Genomic DNA, 17,449 nt, shown 5'->3' with positions numbered 1-17,449 from the left:
CCATTGGTGTCTTACCTCATCCGGGTAACCCGTCCGGTTGAGCCGTCGACCTCGATCAGCTGCCCGGTGCGCAGCATCCGGCTGGCCGTTATCGATCCCACAACACAGGGGATGCTGAATTCGCGCGCCACCACCGCCGCGTGCGACATTTCCGCCCCGATGTCGACCACCACCGCCGCGGCATAGCTGAAATACGGTGTCCAACCGGTGTCGGTAGCCTCGGCCACCAGCACCTCGCCCGGCTGTAGGTCCTCGATCGAATCCGCCGTCAATACCCTGACGCGTCCCCGGGCTAAGCCGGCCGACACCGGGATTCCCGTCAATGACTGCCCGGGTTTTAGTTCCGCGGTGGTGTCGCAGCGGGGTTGCCAGCGTTGCACAAAATACACCGGAGGCCGCAGCCGCTCCAGCCGAGTCCGTTCGGCTTTACGCCGGGCAATGCGGGAGCGGATATCGGCCGGCGGATGTGTGAGTTCGTCACGAATCAGATAAAAGACATCATCGGGCTGTTCGATGATGCCCCGGGCCGCTAACCGTGCACCGAGCTCACGCACGATCAGCCGGTAGTTGTGCGTGTATCGCATGGCGGCATCGCGCGCCCGCTCGCGGGACCGCTGGAACTCGGCACCCAATCGGGTCAAAAGCCGCATCTTCGGAGCCATCGACGGTGCCGGTGTCGCGGGTCGTTCGGGCAAGTCGATCAGTTTTGCAACAACATCGAGCAGCCGGGCTGGTGTATCAGCGAACACCGGGCTTGACAGCTCGGTTTCGTTGGGGCCGCGGTGGCCATACTCGGCGATAACGGCGTCCACCCGAGCCGCATACTCCGGGTGGTTAAGGCGCAAGCAATGTAACGCCTTGCCGGAATCGGTTTCCCGCAGGATCGCGGCGATAGCCGGATCGGCGCGAGCATGTCCGGCCAACTGGTATGCGCCGCGCATCAGCCCGGCGCTGGCCAAATTGTCAGCACCGGCTTTTAGCCGGGAAGCCACACGCGTTCCGCCCTGCCTTCCGATGAGCGCCATGATCGGTACAACTCCCGCCGACCCGAGCGCGGCCACCGCCCATGAGTTGGCGACCGCGTCACGCATGCACCGTAATTGGCTATACAGCTCGTCATCGGTGCGGCACGAGTAGTACCCGCCGTCGCGTTGCCGCTCGCGTGCCTCACTCTCCATCCGGCGGGTTTCCCGGCCGGTGACGCCAAGTAGAACACCGATTTTCGGTAGCCGGCGGGCGAGATCCCATGCCCTGGCCTTGCGGGGCGCAGCAGCGTCGACACCGGATGCGGCCCCGAAAAGGAGGTCCCGCCAGGCCGTTGGCTCGGCACCCGGAAGCAGCGCGCTGACAACGCGTGACACCGTGAGGTTGACGTAGATGCTGTGCCCGAAACACCCCACATGCTCCTCGGTCATTGCCCGACGGATGTCTCCTGTCAGCTGCATGATTCGGGCGGCCAGGACCCCGGTGGCACGCATCGCCTCCATCGCCAGTTCCAGCGACAGCGGGGTCATTGGCCCGGGGAACGCTTCGGCGATATTGGCACAGGTGAACTCCGGCCACCGTGGATCCACGGTGGTGTCGAACTCGCCGCCGCCGCCGCTATCGTTGGCCGGGTGCCGAGAGCACCCGTCACGGCGCGGCGGCGGTGTTCTCGTCCATGGAAACCGCCACGGCAGAGCCACCTTTCTGGCGCCGAGGAACACATGCGCGCGGTTGGCAAGCCGAAAGTCGGCCACACAGTCCCGACTGGTCCAGGCCGGAACGAAGCCAAGTTCAGCAAGCCTGGTGGTGTCCAGCGGTGGGTCGGCGGGCGCCCACAGCGACGTTTTCCACCGGCGCGCACCACGGGTCCAGCGCGCCGCATCCAGTTCGACATAGGGCTTTCCCAGGATGTCGGCCACCTCACGCAGTTCGAGAGCGTCCGCGTTAGCGACATCCAGGTGGCCGGTCCACCGGGGGTGTTCCACCGCCTCGGCAACGAAGCGGGCGAGATCGTCGTGATGGATGAACTGCACGGTGTTTCGGCTCCCCGCCATCCCGACAACGATGGGGGCGCCGAAGCGTCGCTGAACCGCGCCGGTGGTATCGCGACCCAAAGCGGGTGCGGTCCGAGCCACCAGCAAACTGACGCCCGATTTCTCGATGCGCCGCAAGAGATCCCACGCGCACAGGCGACCTTCGGTGATCGGCGGGTGCCCCGGGGACGGCAAGATCACCACGATCCGGGGTGCCGCGACGCGTTCCGCCGCGTCGAGCACTGCCCGGGCCGGCGCAGCTTCCGCGCGGGCGGAGGCGACGCGGTCACGGTTCCCCCCGGCGGCCGCGGCCACGACGACCAGCGCATCGCATCCAAGCCGGCCGGGGGGCGCTCCGGTGCCGTGCCGGTCATGGCGCACCTCGTTGCCTCGCCGCGCCAACTCACTGACGACGCAGGACGCTACGTCGCCCGGCGTGCCGGTGACCACGACCCGCATACTGTCCACCCTGTCTTCGAGTCTCGCCGGCCCGGGGCGCAACCCCAACCACATGTGACGGCGCGACAACTCACGATACCTGCCGGGCGGAACAGCCAATCTCGTTGAGCGGGCTGCGGACAGGCTTGTCAGTGTTTTCACACCTGGTTTTCACACCTGAGTGCCTGCGGTGCGCCGCAGCGCCGCCGGCGGTTTGGGCGCCCACCAGTTGGCCCGGCCCAACACATGCATGAACGCGGGCACCAGCAGCATACGCACCAGCGTGGCGTCCATCAGCACCGCAAGGGTGAGACCGACACCGAACATCCGCATGATCGACACACTCGAAAGGCTCAGCGCCGCGAATGAAATCGACATCAGCAGCGCGGCCGCCGTGACCACCCTGCCGACACGCGCCAAACCCAAGGCGATGCATTCGTCATTGTCGGCGGATGTCCTCCTGGTTGCGGGTATCGCCAGCCAGTGTTCCCGGATGCGGGACACCAGGAAAACCTCGTAGTCCATCGACAGCCCGAAGGCAATGCAGAACAACAACACCGGGACATTGGCCACCAACGTCCCGGTTTTGGTCGTGCCCAGCCCACCCAGGTGCCCGTCTTGGAACACCCATACCAGCGCGCCGAACGTCGCGGTCAGCGACAGCACATTGAGAACGAGCGCCTTGATCGGAATGACCACGCTGCCGGTCAGCAGGAACAGCAGCACAAACGTGATGGCCGCGGTCACGGTCAGCACGGTGGGCAAGCGGCTGCTGATCGCCGCGGCGCTGTCGCGGTTGATCTGCGCTGTCCCCGTCAAGTTCACCCGCCGCCCGGCGGGCCCGGGGATGGCGTGCAGTCGCTCGAGTTGGGTATCGGACGCCGCCGAGAACAACGGCGCCGTGCTGTTGATCGTGACAAACGCGCTTCCCCCCGACATTCCGGTGGGCGCGGATGGCGGTCCCATGCGGGCGCCGCCGACGTATGTTCCGCCGGGCGCGGACACCGATGCCACGTCGGGCACCCGTGACAGCGCCGCCGCGTAGCCGTCCAGTTGGCCGGGGGTGATACCGGCAGCGTCGGGGATGACCGCGATAACCGCAGCGTCCAGGTCGGCGGCAAAATCACGGCGCAGCTCATCGCCCACCCGGCGGGCCGACGCGGAGGCCGGAAGCACCCGGTCGTCGGGATAGCCCAGCTTCACGCCAAGGAACGGGGCGCCAAGCACCGTCAGCAGAGCAAGCACCGGCAGTCCGAGAAGCACCGCGTGCCGCATGGCGAACTTCGTCCAGCGATACCAGAAACTCCGGTTCACCGGCCGCGGGGCCGGTTCAGCCCGGCCCAGCAACCGCCGGGCCGCCCGGCGCATGTCCAAAGCGTCGATCCGGTCACCCAGCAGCACGATCAACGCCGGCGTCACCAGTAGCGCGGCGGCGACGGTGACGGTCACCGCGGCGACCCCGGCGAAGGCAAACGATTTGAGGAAGTACATCGGAAAGAGCAGCAGCGCCATGATGGAGAAGCCCACCGTCATCCCCGAGAACAGCACGGTGCGCCCGGCGGTAGCCATCGCGGTGATCAGCGCGTCGGGTGATGCGGCGCCCTCGGCCCGCTCATCGCGAAATCTGCTGACGATCAACAGGGTGTAGTCGACGGCCAGCGCCAGCCCCATGGCAACGGTCAGATTCAGCGCGAACGTTGACACCTGTGCCGCGAAGGTGATCACCCGCAGCAAGGCCACCGCGCCGACGACCGCTATGATGCCCACCACGATCGGCAGCGCGGCGGCCAGCAGGCCGCCGAACACCCAGACCAACGCCAGAAAACTCACTGGAATGGCGAAGGCCTCGAACAGCAGCAGGTCATGCTCGGATTGACGGTTGACTTCCACGTAGGCCATCGCGCCGCCCGCCTTGACGCTTACCCCGCCATAGTCACCGACCAGGCGTTCGGCCAAAGCCTGCGCATGCTTCTGGCCCCCGCTTCCCCCGCCCCTGATGCCCGCGATGATGAGACCCGACGTGCCGTTTTTGCTCACCAGTCCGGCGGCAGCCGACGGGGGGACGGTCCAGGCCGAGATCACCTCACCGACGAAAGGGGAGCGCTTCAGTTGCCCGACGATACCGGTGCCGACCGCGCGGGCGGCGGGACCTTGCACACCGTCCGGAGAGGACACCACCAGAACCAACTGCACGTCGCCGCGGCCGAACTTGGCGGACAACAGGTCGGCGGCGCGCGCAGACTCAGACGTCGGATCCTGGAAGCCTCCTGCGGAGAGGCTGCCGATGACCGGGAAACCGAACATCGCGGCACCGACCATCACCAGCAGCCCGGCGACCACGACCAGGAGCGGCGCCCGGATAGCCAGTCGAGCGATTCCTTCCAGCACGGCAATCCCTTCGGTCTACCGCGGTGTCGACGCGCGGGCTGGTGTTAGCTTTGCCCACCCGCCGGAGCGGCTCGGCGGCCCACCGCTCGGTCAATCGTTCACGCCGACGATCGCACGGCTGCCGGTGGGGCCGCACCGGCGGAGTTCATCGGGCACACTGAAGCGGTGGGTGACGAACCGAATCCGACCGACGGTGACACGCTGACGCGCATCCGTGACCTGGTCGCCGAGGAGAAAGCGCTGCGAGAGCAGCTCCAGCACCACCAGATCACCCGGTCCGAGGAGCAGGAGCGGCTGCGCCGGGTGGAAATCGAACTCGACCAGTGCTGGGATTTGCTGCGGCAACGTCGGGCGCTGCGCGAAACCGGTCGCGACCCCGGTGCGGCGACGGTGCGTCCGCCGGGCCAGGTCGAGGGCTACACCGGCTGACGACCGGCTGTCGAATGGCCGGCCGCCCGGCACGGGATTACGACGCCATCGTCGTGGGCGGTGGGCACAACGGCCTGGTGGCAGCCGGCTATCTGGCCCGCGCGGGTCTGCGGGTGCGACTGCTGGAACGGCTGGACCACGTCGGTGGGGCCGCCGTGTCGGTGCGGGCGTTTCCGGGTGTCGACGCCCGGTTGTCGCGCTATGCGTACCTGGTTAGCCTGCTGCCGCCACGCATCGTCGACGATCTGGGCGTTCCCGTGCGGTTGGCCCGGCGGCGCTATTCGTCCTACACCCCCGACCCGGCCACCCGGGGAAACACCGGCCTGCTGATCGCAGCGGATGCCCACGGAACGTTCCCGGCGATCGGCGCCGGCGCCGATCAGGCCGCGTTTGCCGGGTTTTACCGGCGTTGTCGGCTGGTGACCGAGCGGCTGTGGCCGACGCTGACCGAGCCGCTGCGCACCCGGGACGAGGCCCGCCGGCACGTCCTCGACGGCGCCGGCCCCGAAGCCGCCGACGCATGGCACGCCATGACCGAGCAGCCGATCGGGCACGCCATCGCCGCCGCGGTGGGCAATGACCTGGTCCGCGGCGTGATCGCCACCGACGCGCTGATCGGCACCTTCACTCGCCTCGACGACCGGTCCCTGCAGCAGAACATCTGCTTTCTGTATCACCTGCTCGGCGGCGGCACCGGGAGATGGGATATCCCGGTCGGCGGGATGGGTTCGCTGACGACGGCCCTGGCGACCGCGGCCGTTGGCCACGGAGCTGAGATCGTAACCGGGGCAAGCGTTTACGACGTGAACCCGGATGGCGAGGTCCGCTACCGCCAGGGCGGCCACGAACACCTGATCCGGGGTCGCTTCGTCCTGGCCGGTGTCACCCCGGTGGTGCTGGCACGCTTGCTGGGCGAACCCCGGCCGGCGCTGGCCCAGGGGTCACAGGTCAAGGTGAACATGCTGCTGCGGCGGCTGCCCCGGTTGCGCGACAACGGGGTGACCCCGGAGCAGGCATTCGGGGGGACCTTCCACGTCAACGAGACCTGGACCCAGCTGCAAAGGGCATATTCGCAGGCGACGGCCGGGCGGCTACCGGATCCGTTGCCGTGCGAGGCCTACTGCCATTCCCTGACCGACCCGAGCATCCTGTCACCCGGACTGCGTGACCTGGGTGCTCAGGCGCTGAGCGTGTTCGGCCTGCACACGCCGCATTCGTTGTTGTGCCACAGCGACCCCGGCCTGTTGCGCCACCGGCTCACCGAGTCGGTATTTGCCTCGCTGAACTCCGTTCTGGCCGAGCCCATTCAGAATCTGTTGATGACCGATGCGCAGAGCCGGCTCTGCGTCGAGACGATGACCACCGCAGATCTGGACCGCACGCTGATGATGAGCGGCGGCAACATCTTTCACGGCGCGTTGCGCTGGCCGTTCGCTGATGACGACGATCCCCTGGATACCCCGGCGCGGCAATGGGGGGTGGCCACCGCCCATGAGCGCATCCTGCTGTGCGGCTCCGCCGCCCGCCGCGGCGGAGTGGTCTCCGGTGTCGGTGGTCACAACGCCGCGATGGCGGTGCTCGCTTCGGGTTAACGCGGTGCCCGCGGACGCGCCGCCGTCCGCCTCCGGCTAGCGCGCATCGATGGTGACGTAATCCCGCTTGCGGTGCCCGACGTAGATCTGGCGCGGACGACCGATCTTGCTGTCACCCTCGTCGTGCATCTCCCGCCAGTGCGCGATCCAGCCCGGCAGTCGCCCCAGTGCGAACAACACGGTGAACATCCGGGTCGGAAAGCCCAGAGCCCGGTAGATCAGCCCGGTGTAAAAGTCCACGTTGGGGTAGAGCTTGCGCTCGATGAAATAGTCATCGGACAGCGCCACTTCCTCCAGATCCTTGGCGATCTGCAGCAAGGCGTCATCGCCGCCCACCTTGGCGAGGATCTTGTCCGCCTGCTCCTTGACGATCCGCGCGCGCGGATCATAGTTCTTATAGACGCGGTGGCCGAAGCCCATCAACTTGACACCGGCTTCGCGGTTTTTCACCTTGCGGACGAATTCGCGGACGTCACCGCCATTTTCGCGGATCTGCTCGAGCATCTCGAGCACCGCCTGGTTGGCGCCGCCGTGCAGCGGGCCCCACAGCGCGTTGATTCCGCCCGAGATCGATGTGAACAGGTTGGCCCGCGACGACCCGACGAGGCGCACCGTGGACGTCGAGCAGTTCTGCTCATGGTCGGCGTGCAGGATGAACAACATGTCCAGCGCCCGGGCGACCTCGGGGTCCACCTGGTAGGGCTCCGCGGGCAGCCCGAACGTCATCCGCAGGAAGTTTTCCACCAGTGTGAGGGTGTTGTCCGGGTAGAGGAAGGGCTGTCCGACCGACTTCTTGTAGGCGTAGGCGGCGATCGTGGGCAGCTTGGCCAGCAACCGGATCGTGGACAGCTCGACCTGACCGTTATCCATCGGGTCCAGGGAATCGGGGTAATACGCCGACAGCGCGTTGACCACGCTGGACAACACCGGCATCGGATGCGCGTTGCGGGGAAAACCGTCGAAGAAGCGCTTGAGGTCCTCGTGCAGCATGGTGTGCCGCTGGATTTGGCCGGTGAACGCCGCCAGCTGCTCCCTGGTCGGCAACTCGCCGTAGATCAGCAGGTAGCTGACTTCGATGAAGGTCGACTTCTCGGCGAGCTGCTCGATCGGATAGCCGCGGTAGCGGAGGATACCCGCGTCGCCGTCGATGAAGGTGATCGCACTTTTGGTGGAGGCGGTATTGACGTAGCCGACGTCGAACGTGGTGTACCCGGTTGTGGCCAGCAGTGAGCCCAGCGCAATGCCGTCGGCCCCCTCGGTGGCGTGGACAATCTGCAGGTCCACCTCGCCTCCGGGATAACGGAGGGTGGCGGTGTCGTCGGTTGCGGCCACAAGAACCCCTTTGCGCTTTTCACTGCTGACAACGCTGGCCTTACTAGGTGCGCATAGTCGAAGGTAGTCGCTGTCGCGTCGGAGCGCCCGCCCGGGGCGGCCACCGCGCCGACGAGCACCCGGCTCCTGCCCGCGCCGCTTCGCCGCGCGCATCGTCGCCGCGCTCAAGGCTGGAGACGCTCGACCCGATCCCCGATGACACGAATCCGGTTGTGCAGCCGATTTTCTCGACCTTGCCAAAATTCGACCACGTCGGGCGCGATGCGGTAACCACCCCAATCCGGCGGCGCCGGGATGTGTTCTTGGCCCGCAAAACGCGCGCTGACCTCAGCCAAACGTTCGAGCAGCGCGTGGCGGGACGCGATGGGCTGGGACTGATGGGACGCCCAGGCACCCAGCTGGGAGCCGCGGGGCCGCCGAGACCAGTACTCCTCGGTGGCCTGCCGACTGACCTTGCTGACCCGCCCGCGGATGTGGAACTGCCGGCCCAGCCGGTACCACGGGAACGTCGCCGACGCATACGGCGTCGCCGCCAGCTCGGCCGCCTTCGCCGACTCATAGCTGGTGAAGAAGGTGATCCCGCTCTCGTCCGCGTCTTTGCAGAGCACCGATCGGGTGACCGGCCGGCCCGATGCCACGGTGGCCAGCACCATCGCGTTGGGTTCTGCGACTCCGGCGCGTTCGGCGTCGTCGAGCCATCGGCGGAACAACGCAAGCCAGCCGTCATCGAGCCAGTCGACGTCCAGATCGCCGCAGCCGTCCTTTTCCGCCCCGTATTCCACCCGCATAGCCGCCAGATGTTCCCTCTCCGGACCCGCCACCACCCCCACGCTACTAGGCCGGCGCTACCGCCAACCGGTGGCGGCGACCGAAAAGCGGGGTGCGAGAATCCGGGTATGACGGTTGTCCCTGAGAACTTTGTCGCCGGCCTGGACGGGGTGGTGGCTTTTACCACCGAGATCGCCGAGCCGGATAAGGACGGCGGCGCGCTGCGCTACCGCGGCGTCGACATCGAGGATTTGGTGAGCCGGCAGGTCACCTTCGGCGATGTGTGGGCTTTGCTGGTGGATGGCAAATTCGGTCACGGGCTGCCCCCCGCCGAGCCGTTCCCGCTGCCGATCCACAGCGGTGACGTGCGCGTCGACGTCCAGGCCGGGCTGGCGATGCTGGCGCCCATCTGGGGCTATCAACCGCTGCTGGACGTCGATGACGCTACCGCCCGCGAGCAACTGGCCCGGGCGTCGGTGATGGCGCTGTCGTATGTGGCACAGTCGGCTCGCGGCATCTACCAACCGGCGGTTCCGCAACGAGTCATCGACGAATGCCCAACCGTCACAGCACGTTTCATGACGCGTTGGCAGGGTGAGCCCGACCCGCGCCATATCGAGGCCGTCGACGCGTACTGGGTGTCGGCCGCCGAGCACGGGATGAACGCCTCGACGTTCACCGCGCGGGTGATCGCCTCGACCGGAGCGGACGTGGCAGCGGCGCTGTCCGGGGCGATCGGCGCGATGAGCGGCCCGCTGCACGGTGGTGCGCCGGCCCGGGTGCTGCCCATGCTCGAAGAAGTCGAACGGACCGGTGACGCCCGCGGTCTGGTCAAGAAAATCCTGGACCGCGGGGAAAAGTTGATGGGGTTCGGGCACCGGGTCTATCGCGCCGAGGATCCGAGGGCACGGGTATTGCGGGCCACCGCTAAACGGTTGGGTGCGCCGCGCTACGAGGTGGCGCTGGCCGTGGAGCAGGCGGCACTCACCGAGCTGCGGGAGCGGCGTCCCGACCGGGCGATCGAAACCAACGTCGAGTTCTGGGCGGCCGTGGTGCTGGACTTCGCCCGGGTGCCGGCCAAGATGATGCCGGCGATGTTCACCTGCGGACGCACCGCCGGCTGGTGCGCTCACATTCTCGAGCAGAAGCGGCTGGGCAAGCTGGTGCGCCCGTCGGCGATCTACGTGGGGCCGGGTCCGCGCAGCCTGGAATCCGTCGAGGGCTGGAACGACATTCGCACGTCCTAAGGCGCGGTTGTCGGTGCTCCGTGGTTGGCTGGGCCGCGCCGCGATGAGGTCAGCATGGAGGAGATCACCGCGGCGATCGGCGGGTCTTAACCCCCGCGATGGCGATGGCCACATCGGCCACCTGCGTCGCCGGACAGCAGATGCACTATCTGCCCGTCTTCGAGCGATTTCACGGCGAACTCGCTCGAAGGCGGGCACAGCGCAGATCCCGTCTGAGCGCGGCTCGGGTGCCAGATGTGGCTAAGCCAATTGTCGTAGCCTATCGGCCAACCGGTGCCGCAGCGGCCGCGGCGCGGCCGCTGCGGCCGTCAGCATCCCGGCGATATCGGTGAACTTGTTGCGGGGGCGGCCCGCCAGGTTGCCGCGCGCGATCTCGGCGGCATCGATCGCCTGCCATCCCGCGGCGTCCACGACGTCGGGCTGCCGTTTTCGCACCAATGTGCTCAGTGCGCCCGGACCGGCCACGGGATCGGACAACAGGCCATCGTTAAAGTCGCCCACCAGGGTCCGCACGGTTTGCATCGAGCAGCACTTGTTGGTGCCGATGAATCCGGTGGGCCCGCGTTTGATCCAGCCCGCCACATACGCGCCGGGCACCGGCCGGCCGGCGCCCGGGTCGATGACCCGGCCGCCGTCGTTGGGAACCACGCCGGCGGCCCCGTCGAACGGCAGATCGGGAATGGGCCTGCCGCGGTAGCCGATCGACGTCAGCACCAGGCCCGCATCCAGGCGGCACACCCGGTCGGTGCCGGTGACGGTGAACTCTATGCCGCTGACACGCTGCTCGCCGAGGATCCGCCTGGGGGTGAGCCGGTAGGCCAGCCGGATTCGTGGCCGGAGCACGGGAGTAGCGCCGTCGGGAACTGTGCTGAGGATTTGCAGCTTGGCCCTGGTCGACGGGTCGGAGACGGTGGCCAGATCGTTTAGCACCAGCTCGTGGTCGGCAGCGTCGAGCACGACGTCGGAGGCGCTCGTCAGCCCGATCAGCTCGGGCAGGGTGAACGCCGAGTGCGCAGGGCCGCGCCGCGCCGCGATCACCACCTCGCGGATCGTCGAGGTACGCAATGCCTGCAGCGCGTGATCGGCGATGTCGGTGCGGGCCAGCCGGTCGGGGTCGGCGGTCAGTACCCGGGCCACATCCAAAGCGACGTTGCCGTTGCCGATGATGACGACACGCTCATGGTGGAAACCGATTGGCAGGTCAGTGAACTCGGGATGACCATTGATCCAGGAGACCAGTTCGGTGGCGCTGCCGGTACCCGGCAGGCCCAACCCGTCGACGTTTAGCCGCCGGTCATCGGACGCGCCGATCGCATACAGCACGGCGTGATGGTGGGCCAACAGGTCGGCGTGACTCAGGTGCTTGCCGATCTCGACGTTGAGGTAAAAACGAAAGCCGCGCTGGCCGGCGATCCGGTCGAAGAGCCGGGTGATCCGCTTGGTGTCCTGGTGATCGGGCGCCACCCCGAACCGCAGCAACCCGTAGGGCGCGGGCAGCTTTTCGAAGACGTTCACCCGCACGCCGCGCTGGGTGAGCAACTCGTCGGCGGCATACATCCCCGCGGGCCCGGACCCCACAATCGCCACGGTCAGCGGCCGGCGGCGGGGGCGCACCTCGGCGGCCGGAATCACCGGGGCCAGCGTCGATGTCGGCGGTGGCTTCACGCCGGCCGGGCGCGGCGGATAAAACGACGCGTTGAGTTCGACGAACCGCCGTTGTTCGGGCGACAGGCGAGTGTCGGGGGCGATTGCTCCCACCGGGCAGGCGCCGACACAGGCACCGCAGTCCACGCAGGCAGCCGGGTCGATGTGGAGCATCTCGGCGGTGGCAAACCCCGGCTCGTCGGGGGTGGGGTGAATGCAGTTCACCGGGCAGGCGAAGACACAGGACCCGTCGTTACAGCATGACTGGGTAATTACGTGCGGCACGGAGCGGCGCGTCCCGTCAGCTTCCCGAGAATGCCCCGGCGGCCCCGACCGGGTGTTGCCGCTGCGGTTCGCTGCGATAACGCGCCGGCTTGCCGTTGATCTTGCAGACCCGCCACACGATCTTGGCTATCGGGTTCATCAGCCCGGTGTCGTGGCAGAGCATGCGCACATCGGCGAACATGTCGCGCAGCATCTGCCGCGACTGGGGTGCGCGGAAGAACAGCTCCTTTTTCACCTCGCGCGGGATATCAAACTCCCGCCAGAAAGCCTTCGGCGGCACCAGGATGGCCGAACACAAGATCCGCATCACTACCGGCACGTAAAGCGACAGCCAAAACCGCTTGCGCCGCGACAGGCGCGGAACCCGCTTGCGCAGATAGGCGTGGGCAAAAGAGATATGCCGCGCCTCCTCGGCCACGTGGATGGCCATCACCCGCTCGATGACCGGTGGCAGCGTCTTACCCTCGCGCAGCACGCTTTTCTGGGTGTGGTCGATGGGCTCCTCGCCGGCCAGCACGCCGAAGAAAAACGGGACCGGCAGCGGACCGGCGACCAGCGGGATCACCTGCGCGGCCCAGCGCAGCAGCCGGGGCATGCCCGGCACGTCGGCGCCGATGTGGTTCACCAACTCTTGAAACATCAGGGTGTGGTTGCATTCTTCGACCGCCTCGTGCAGGCAATACCGGTACTCCGGTGAGCCGTTGGGCACCCAAAACGAGTACTGCATCAGCCCCCGGATCAGGATGTTCTCGAACTGCAGGCCGACCTTGGCGACGTTGGCCTGCCGATATCTGCCGATCATGATCTGGCGTTGCTGCGACTGCGCCAGATACCAGGGATGACGGCCCAGCGGGTCGGTGTGCGGCAGAATCCAGCGCGGATCGTTTTCGGTGACCACGAAATCGGGCGATGTCCAGTCAATGTCGGTGTACGGGTTGAAGCTGCGCCGCACCGACCCCTCGGACAGGGTGGTCAACAGGTCCACGTACTCGGCGTCGTCCCGCACCTCCATGTTGCGGCGCCAACGCTGCACCGTTTTCGTCCGAGCCATATGAGCAATCCCCAGGAGACGTTGACAATAGGGCGTGTTGTAGCGACACGGTACCGCCGGTACCGGGAATTAGCCAGATCCCGCCGTCGACTGTGACGCAATCGGCTCAACGGGCCATCGGTGTGAGTCGGCTCACCCTGCGGCGGGGCCGCCCACCAGCCGATCCCCGGCTGTCCCGGCCCGCGTCGTCGCCGGCTGGGGGCCCCACACTACCCTGGGGTCATGGCTGACCCGCTGACGATTCCCCTCCAAATTCCGGAGACCATCAAACCCCGCGACGGCCGCTTCGGTTGCGGCCCGTCAAAGGTCCGGCCCGAACAATTGCAGGCCCTGGCTGGGGCCGCGGCCGGGCTGTTTGGCACGTCGCACCGCCAACCGCCGGTCAAGGATCTGGTCGGCCGGGTGCGGTCGGGGCTCGCCGCATTCTTCTCCCTGCCCGACGGCTACGAGGTCGTCCTGGGCAACGGCGGGGCGACCGCGTTTTGGGACGCGGCGGCGTTCGGGTTGATCGACCAGCGCTCCCTGCACCTGGCTTACGGCGAATTCAGCTCGAAGTTCGCCAAGGCGGTCGCCAAGAATCCGTTCGTCGGCGACCCGATCATCATCGAGTCCGAACCCGGCAGCGCCCCCGAACCGCGAAGTGATCCGTCGGTGGACGTCATCGCGTGGGCGCACAACGAGACATCCACCGGAGTGGCGGTCCCGATACGTCGGCCCGCCGACTCCGGCGATGCGCTGGTGGTCATCGACGCCACCTCGGGCGCCGGTGGCCTGCCGGTCGACATCTCCGAAGCCGACGCCTACTACTTTTCGCCGCAGAAGAACTTCGCCAGCGACGGCGGATTGTGGATCGCCATCCTGAGCCCGGCGGCGCTGGGCCGGATCGAGACCATCGCCGCCGGCGGGCGCTGGGTGCCCGACTTCCTATCGCTGCCGATCGCGGTGGAGAACAGCCGGAAAAATCAGACATACAACACCCCGGCGATCGGGACGCTGGTGCTTCTCGCCGAACAGATCGACTGGTTGATCGAAAACGGTGGACTCGAGTGGGCGGTCAAGCGCACCGCGGACTCTTCGCAACGGCTCTACTCCTGGGCTCAGGCGCGCCCTTACACCACGCCGTTCGTTGCCGACCCCCAGCTGCGCTCCCAGGTGGTGGGCACCATCGACTTCGTCGACGACGTCGACGCCGCCGCGGTCGCCAAGGTGCTGCGCGCCAACGGCATCGTCGACACCGAGCCATACCGCAAGCTTGGCCGCAATCAGTTGCGGGTTGGCATGTTCCCCGCGGTCGACCCCGATGACGTCAGCGCGCTGACCGAGTGTGTCGACTGGGTCGTCGAGCGGCTTTAACGGCACTCTGCCGGTCCGCGTGTCAGCGCGGCTAACGCCGGCGGTTGCGTTACAGTGCGCTGACAGGCCCGGCGCTGGTCTGCCACGAGCCTCCCGAGGAGAAGCGATGCGGGAACTCAAAGTCGTCGGCCTGGATGTCGACGGCAAACACATCATCTGCGAGGGTGATGACCCGGCCGAGAAGTTCCGGCTGCGCGCAGACGATCGGCTGCGCGCGGCCGTGTGCGGTGATGGACTGGGGCCACGACAAACCCAGATCGGCATCGAGGCCTCCAATATGCCCAATACGCCCAATACGCCCAATACGCCCAATACGCCCAATACGCTGAGTCCCAAGGAGATTCAAGCGCGTATCCGGGCAGGTGCCTCCGTCGAGCAGGTGGCCGAGGCAACCGGGGCGGATGTCGACCGGGTCGCGCGGTTTGCCCACCCGGTACTGCTTGAACGGTCCCGCGCTGCCGAACTGGCAATGGCCGCACACCCGGTGCTCGCCGACGGCCCCGCGGTGATGACGCTGCTGGAGACCGTCACCGCCGCACTGGTGGCACGTGGCCTGAACGCCGACACCACCGGTTGGGACGCGTGGCGCAACGAAGACGGGTGCTGGACGGTGCAGGTGGCCTGGAAAGCCGGCCGCTCGGACAACCTCGCGCATTTCCGTTTCACCCCCGGTGCCCACGGGGGAACGATCATCGCCCTCGACGACGCGGCCAGCGAGCTCATCGACCCGGATTTCGACCGTCCGCTGCGTCCGCTGGCCACCGTTGCCCAACTCGACTTCGACCAGCCCGACCCGCCACCGGCCCCCGAGGCCGCACCCGGCGGCAAGGCCGGCTCGACACCCGCGCGGCGCCGCAAGCCGGCGGTTCCGGCATGGGAGGACGTGCTGTTGGGGGTGCGCTCGGGGGGGCCACGGTAAACCCGTCGGCCCTCACCCCGGCGCCGGCCAACCCGCTCTGGACACCGCGAGGGTCACCAGCGTGAGCCAGGCGCCGGCCACACCGGCGGCCGCTCCCAGCACAAACCAGCGCAGTACCGGGATGCGCCGCCAACCCCACAGGGTCGGCGCCAGCCCCGCGGCCGCGATGATGTTCAGGCCGACGGCCAACAGCGGGTGCACCCGAATCACCCCCAGACTCAACACCACGACCGCCGCCCCGGTCACTGCGGCGACGAACCCGGCCACCGTCAGCCCGGTCCCCCACGGCGTGGGCTCGTCGGTCACCCCGCGAGCTTATCCCGGACGGCCGGCTCGTCCCGGGGCTGCCAGAGCGCGCTCGTAGAACGCCACCGCGGCCGCGGTGGCGACGTTGAGGGAGTCGGTACCCCGCGACATCGGGATGCGCACCCGCTCGTCGCAGATCCGCATGGTGGCCGGCGTCAGGCCCGCGCCTTCGGCGCCCAGCAGCACCGCGATCCGTTGGTCCCGCCGCGTCGCCATGACCTCCGGCAACGGGCGGGCGGCAGCGTGTGGCGTCATCGCCAGTAAATCAAAACCGCTCTGGCGCAGCGCAATTAGGCCCGAAGGCCAGTCACGTGCGCGAGCGTACGGCACGAGCAGGGCGTGGCCCATTGAAACCCGGACAGCCCGGCGGTACAGCGGATCAGCGCAGCCCCTGCCCAGCACCACCGCGTCGACGCCCAGCCCGGCCGCGTTACGGAAAATCGAGCCCAGATTCTCGTGGTCGTTGACACCCTCGAGCACCGCGACGGTGCGCGCTTGATAGACCACCTGCGCGACACCGGGCTCGGGCACCCGCCGTGCCGCCGCCAGCACCCCGCGGTTGAGGTGAAAGCCGACCACCTTTGCCATGACCTCGGCGGACACCCGGTAATACGGTGCACCGCTGCCCTTCAGATCATCCGTGAGCTCGGTGAGCCTGCGGTCGGTACCGAGCAGCGCCAGCGGCCTGAACCGAGACGAGAGCATCCGCCGTACCACCAGCACACCCTCGGCGATCACCAGACCCCTGCCGGTCGGCAGATCGGGTCGGCGGTCAACGCTGTTCAAATCGCGGAAATCATCGAGCCGCGGATCGGCCGGGTCGTCCACGTCGACCACCTGCACGCTATCCCCGCTCGCCACCCGGCCGGTATGCTGTGCGAAACCGCCTGCGCTCACGGGCTTTCGTCAACCAAAGCCAAGATCAGCCGGGCCGCATCGCGCAGCGTGTCGCGTTGGGCGCTGTCCAGGGAGGCAAGGCGCTGGGCCAGCCACTCGCGGCCGGCACGGCGTTCCGCCTCCAGCAGCTGAGCTCCGGCGGCCGACACCGAGACCAGGACTTGACGCCCGTCGATCGGGTGGGCGGTGCGATGGACCAAACCCAGTTCGACCAACGAGGCGACCACCCGGGTCATGGACGGCGGACGCACCCGTTCCCGAACCGCCAGCGCGCCGGGTGTCATCGGACCCTCGGTGCCCAGGGTCGCCAACGCCGACAGCTGCGACAACGACACCGGCGACTGGGAGCGGCGAAACCGCAGCTGGCGGGCCAGCCGCATGACCGCCAGCGATAAGTCACTGGCCAGCCGCGTGTCCGCATCCGTCACAGCGCGAAGGGTACAACGTACAACGGTAGGGTGATCGCGATGCCGGTGAACCGCAATAGCAGTCCCCAACCGCCGCCACTGCCCGCGGCGCTGCTGGAGGTGTGGCCGGTCATTGCGGTCGGCGCGCTGGCCTGGTTGGCGGCCGCCGTGGTCGCGTTCACCATCCCCGCCTTTGGGAGTTGGCGTCCGGTGACGCTGGCCGGGCTCGGTGTCGGGTTGCTGGGCACGGGTATCTTCCTGTGGCAGCGCGACGCGGCCCGCCGGGGCGTGCGGGGAGCGCAAACCGGACTGGAATCCCGTCGCAACCGAAAGGGAATAGCGACCGATTGCCGGCCCTAAACACCGCCCGGGAGG

Annotated in this window: 15 protein-coding genes; 6 read left to right on the top strand and 9 right to left on the bottom strand. The window is 67.8% G+C overall.

Annotated elements, in window-relative coordinates:
- Window positions 1-11: 11 nt before the first annotated feature.
- Complete coding sequence (locus tag QJR12_RS14505) at window positions 12-2,477, bottom strand: PEP-utilizing enzyme (RefSeq protein WP_300583626.1); 2,466 nt, start codon at window positions 2,475-2,477, stop codon at window positions 12-14.
- A 150-nt stretch (window positions 2,478-2,627) separates the two neighbouring features.
- Window positions 2,628-4,844 carry an MMPL family transporter gene (locus QJR12_RS14500; RefSeq protein ID WP_300583623.1) on the bottom strand — a complete coding sequence of 739 codons (2,217 nt, stop codon included), beginning with the start codon at window positions 4,842-4,844 and terminating at the stop codon, window positions 2,628-2,630.
- Window positions 4,845-5,009: 165 nt separating this feature from the next.
- Here QJR12_RS14500 and QJR12_RS14495 point away from each other — a divergent pair, with 165 nt between their 5' ends.
- Together QJR12_RS14495 and QJR12_RS14490 are read left to right on the top strand one after the other, a co-directional pair.
- Window positions 5,010-5,273 carry a DUF2630 family protein gene (locus QJR12_RS14495; protein ID WP_300583620.1) on the top strand — a complete coding sequence of 88 codons (264 nt, stop codon included), beginning with the start codon at window positions 5,010-5,012 and terminating at the stop codon, window positions 5,271-5,273.
- Between the two features lie 14 nt (window positions 5,274-5,287).
- Window positions 5,288-6,865: an NAD(P)/FAD-dependent oxidoreductase gene (locus QJR12_RS14490; protein WP_300583618.1), complete on the top strand. Its 1,578-nt coding sequence runs from the start codon at window positions 5,288-5,290 to the stop codon at window positions 6,863-6,865.
- A gap of 36 nt (window positions 6,866-6,901) precedes the next feature.
- On the opposite strand, the gene QJR12_RS14485 is transcribed toward QJR12_RS14490, so the two are convergent.
- Together QJR12_RS14485 and pdxH are read right to left on the bottom strand one after the other, a co-directional pair.
- Complete coding sequence (locus QJR12_RS14485; protein ID WP_300583615.1) at window positions 6,902-8,197, bottom strand: citrate synthase; 1,296 nt, start codon at window positions 8,195-8,197, stop codon at window positions 6,902-6,904.
- Window positions 8,198-8,361: 164 nt separating this feature from the next.
- The gene (pdxH, locus tag QJR12_RS14480) at window positions 8,362-9,018 is read right to left on the bottom strand and encodes a pyridoxamine 5'-phosphate oxidase (RefSeq protein WP_300583613.1); all 657 of its coding nucleotides are present in this window, start codon (window positions 9,016-9,018) and stop codon (window positions 8,362-8,364) included.
- Window positions 9,019-9,093: 75 nt separating this feature from the next.
- On the opposite strand from pdxH, the gene QJR12_RS14475 reads away from it, so the two are divergent.
- Window positions 9,094-10,212, top strand: a complete 1,119-nt coding sequence (locus QJR12_RS14475; protein WP_300583610.1) for a citrate synthase 2 — start codon at window positions 9,094-9,096, stop codon at window positions 10,210-10,212.
- Window positions 10,213-10,452: 240 nt separating this feature from the next.
- Here QJR12_RS14475 and QJR12_RS14470 read toward each other — a convergent pair whose 3' ends face one another.
- Both QJR12_RS14470 and QJR12_RS14465 read right to left on the bottom strand, forming a co-directional pair.
- Window positions 10,453-12,141, bottom strand: a complete 1,689-nt coding sequence (locus QJR12_RS14470; RefSeq protein ID WP_300583607.1) for an FAD-dependent oxidoreductase — start codon at window positions 12,139-12,141, stop codon at window positions 10,453-10,455.
- Between the two features lie 16 nt (window positions 12,142-12,157).
- Window positions 12,158-13,192 carry a diiron oxygenase gene (locus QJR12_RS14465; RefSeq protein WP_300583605.1) on the bottom strand — a complete coding sequence of 345 codons (1,035 nt, stop codon included), beginning with the start codon at window positions 13,190-13,192 and terminating at the stop codon, window positions 12,158-12,160.
- 222 nt (window positions 13,193-13,414) lie between these two features.
- On the opposite strand from QJR12_RS14465, the gene serC reads away from it, so the two are divergent.
- Both serC and sepH read left to right on the top strand, forming a co-directional pair.
- Window positions 13,415-14,545 (top strand): phosphoserine transaminase, encoded by a 1,131-nt coding sequence (gene serC / locus QJR12_RS14460; RefSeq protein ID WP_300583602.1) that lies wholly within the window; start codon window positions 13,415-13,417, stop codon window positions 14,543-14,545.
- A gap of 106 nt (window positions 14,546-14,651) precedes the next feature.
- Window positions 14,652-15,464, top strand: coding sequence for a septation protein SepH (sepH, locus tag QJR12_RS14455; protein WP_300583599.1), 813 nt, complete (start codon window positions 14,652-14,654; stop codon window positions 15,462-15,464).
- Window positions 15,465-15,476: 12 nt separating this feature from the next.
- Here the strand turns inward: sepH and QJR12_RS14450 are convergent, their stop codons facing one another.
- From QJR12_RS14450 to QJR12_RS14440, 3 genes are read right to left on the bottom strand one after another with little or no spacing between them, the layout of a single operon-like run.
- Entirely contained in the window at window positions 15,477-15,770 is a 294-nt protein-coding gene (locus QJR12_RS14450; protein WP_300583596.1) for a DUF2537 domain-containing protein, read from the bottom strand.
- A 9-nt stretch (window positions 15,771-15,779) separates the two neighbouring features.
- The gene (locus tag QJR12_RS14445) at window positions 15,780-16,631 is read right to left on the bottom strand and encodes an RNA methyltransferase (protein ID WP_300583593.1); all 852 of its coding nucleotides are present in this window, start codon (window positions 16,629-16,631) and stop codon (window positions 15,780-15,782) included.
- 32 nt (window positions 16,632-16,663) lie between these two features.
- Window positions 16,664-17,095, bottom strand: coding sequence for a MarR family transcriptional regulator (locus QJR12_RS14440; protein WP_300583590.1), 432 nt, complete (start codon window positions 17,093-17,095; stop codon window positions 16,664-16,666).
- Between the two features lie 39 nt (window positions 17,096-17,134).
- Here QJR12_RS14440 and QJR12_RS14435 point away from each other — a divergent pair, with 39 nt between their 5' ends.
- Window positions 17,135-17,434: a DUF2530 domain-containing protein gene (locus tag QJR12_RS14435; RefSeq protein WP_300583775.1), complete on the top strand. Its 300-nt coding sequence runs from the start codon at window positions 17,135-17,137 to the stop codon at window positions 17,432-17,434.
- Window positions 17,435-17,449 lie beyond the last annotated feature (15 nt).

Origin of the sequence: Mycobacterium sp. (assembly GCF_029961025.1) — a bacterium.
Taxonomy (GTDB): domain Bacteria; phylum Actinomycetota; class Actinomycetes; order Mycobacteriales; family Mycobacteriaceae; genus Mycobacterium.
Note: the sequence above shows the minus strand (reverse complement) of the source record. Positions and strands in the feature narration are given on the sequence as shown.

Coding starts and splice junctions, on each gene's coding strand:
- QJR12_RS14475 (WP_300583610.1), top strand. CDS start 9,094: ATGACGGTTGTCCCTGAGAACTTTGTCGCCGGCCTGGACGGGGTGGTG.
- QJR12_RS14435 (WP_300583775.1), top strand. CDS start 17,135: ATGCCGGTGAACCGCAATAGCAGTCCCCAACCGCCGCCACTGCCCGCG.
- sepH (WP_300583599.1), top strand. CDS start 14,652: ATGCGGGAACTCAAAGTCGTCGGCCTGGATGTCGACGGCAAACACATC.
- QJR12_RS14490 (WP_300583618.1), top strand. CDS start 5,288: ATGGCCGGCCGCCCGGCACGGGATTACGACGCCATCGTCGTGGGCGGT.
- QJR12_RS14505 (WP_300583626.1), bottom strand. CDS start 2,477: ATGCGGGTCGTGGTCACCGGCACGCCGGGCGACGTAGCGTCCTGCGTC.
- QJR12_RS14465 (WP_300583605.1), bottom strand. CDS start 13,192: ATGGCTCGGACGAAAACGGTGCAGCGTTGGCGCCGCAACATGGAGGTG.
- serC (WP_300583602.1), top strand. CDS start 13,415: ATGGCTGACCCGCTGACGATTCCCCTCCAAATTCCGGAGACCATCAAA.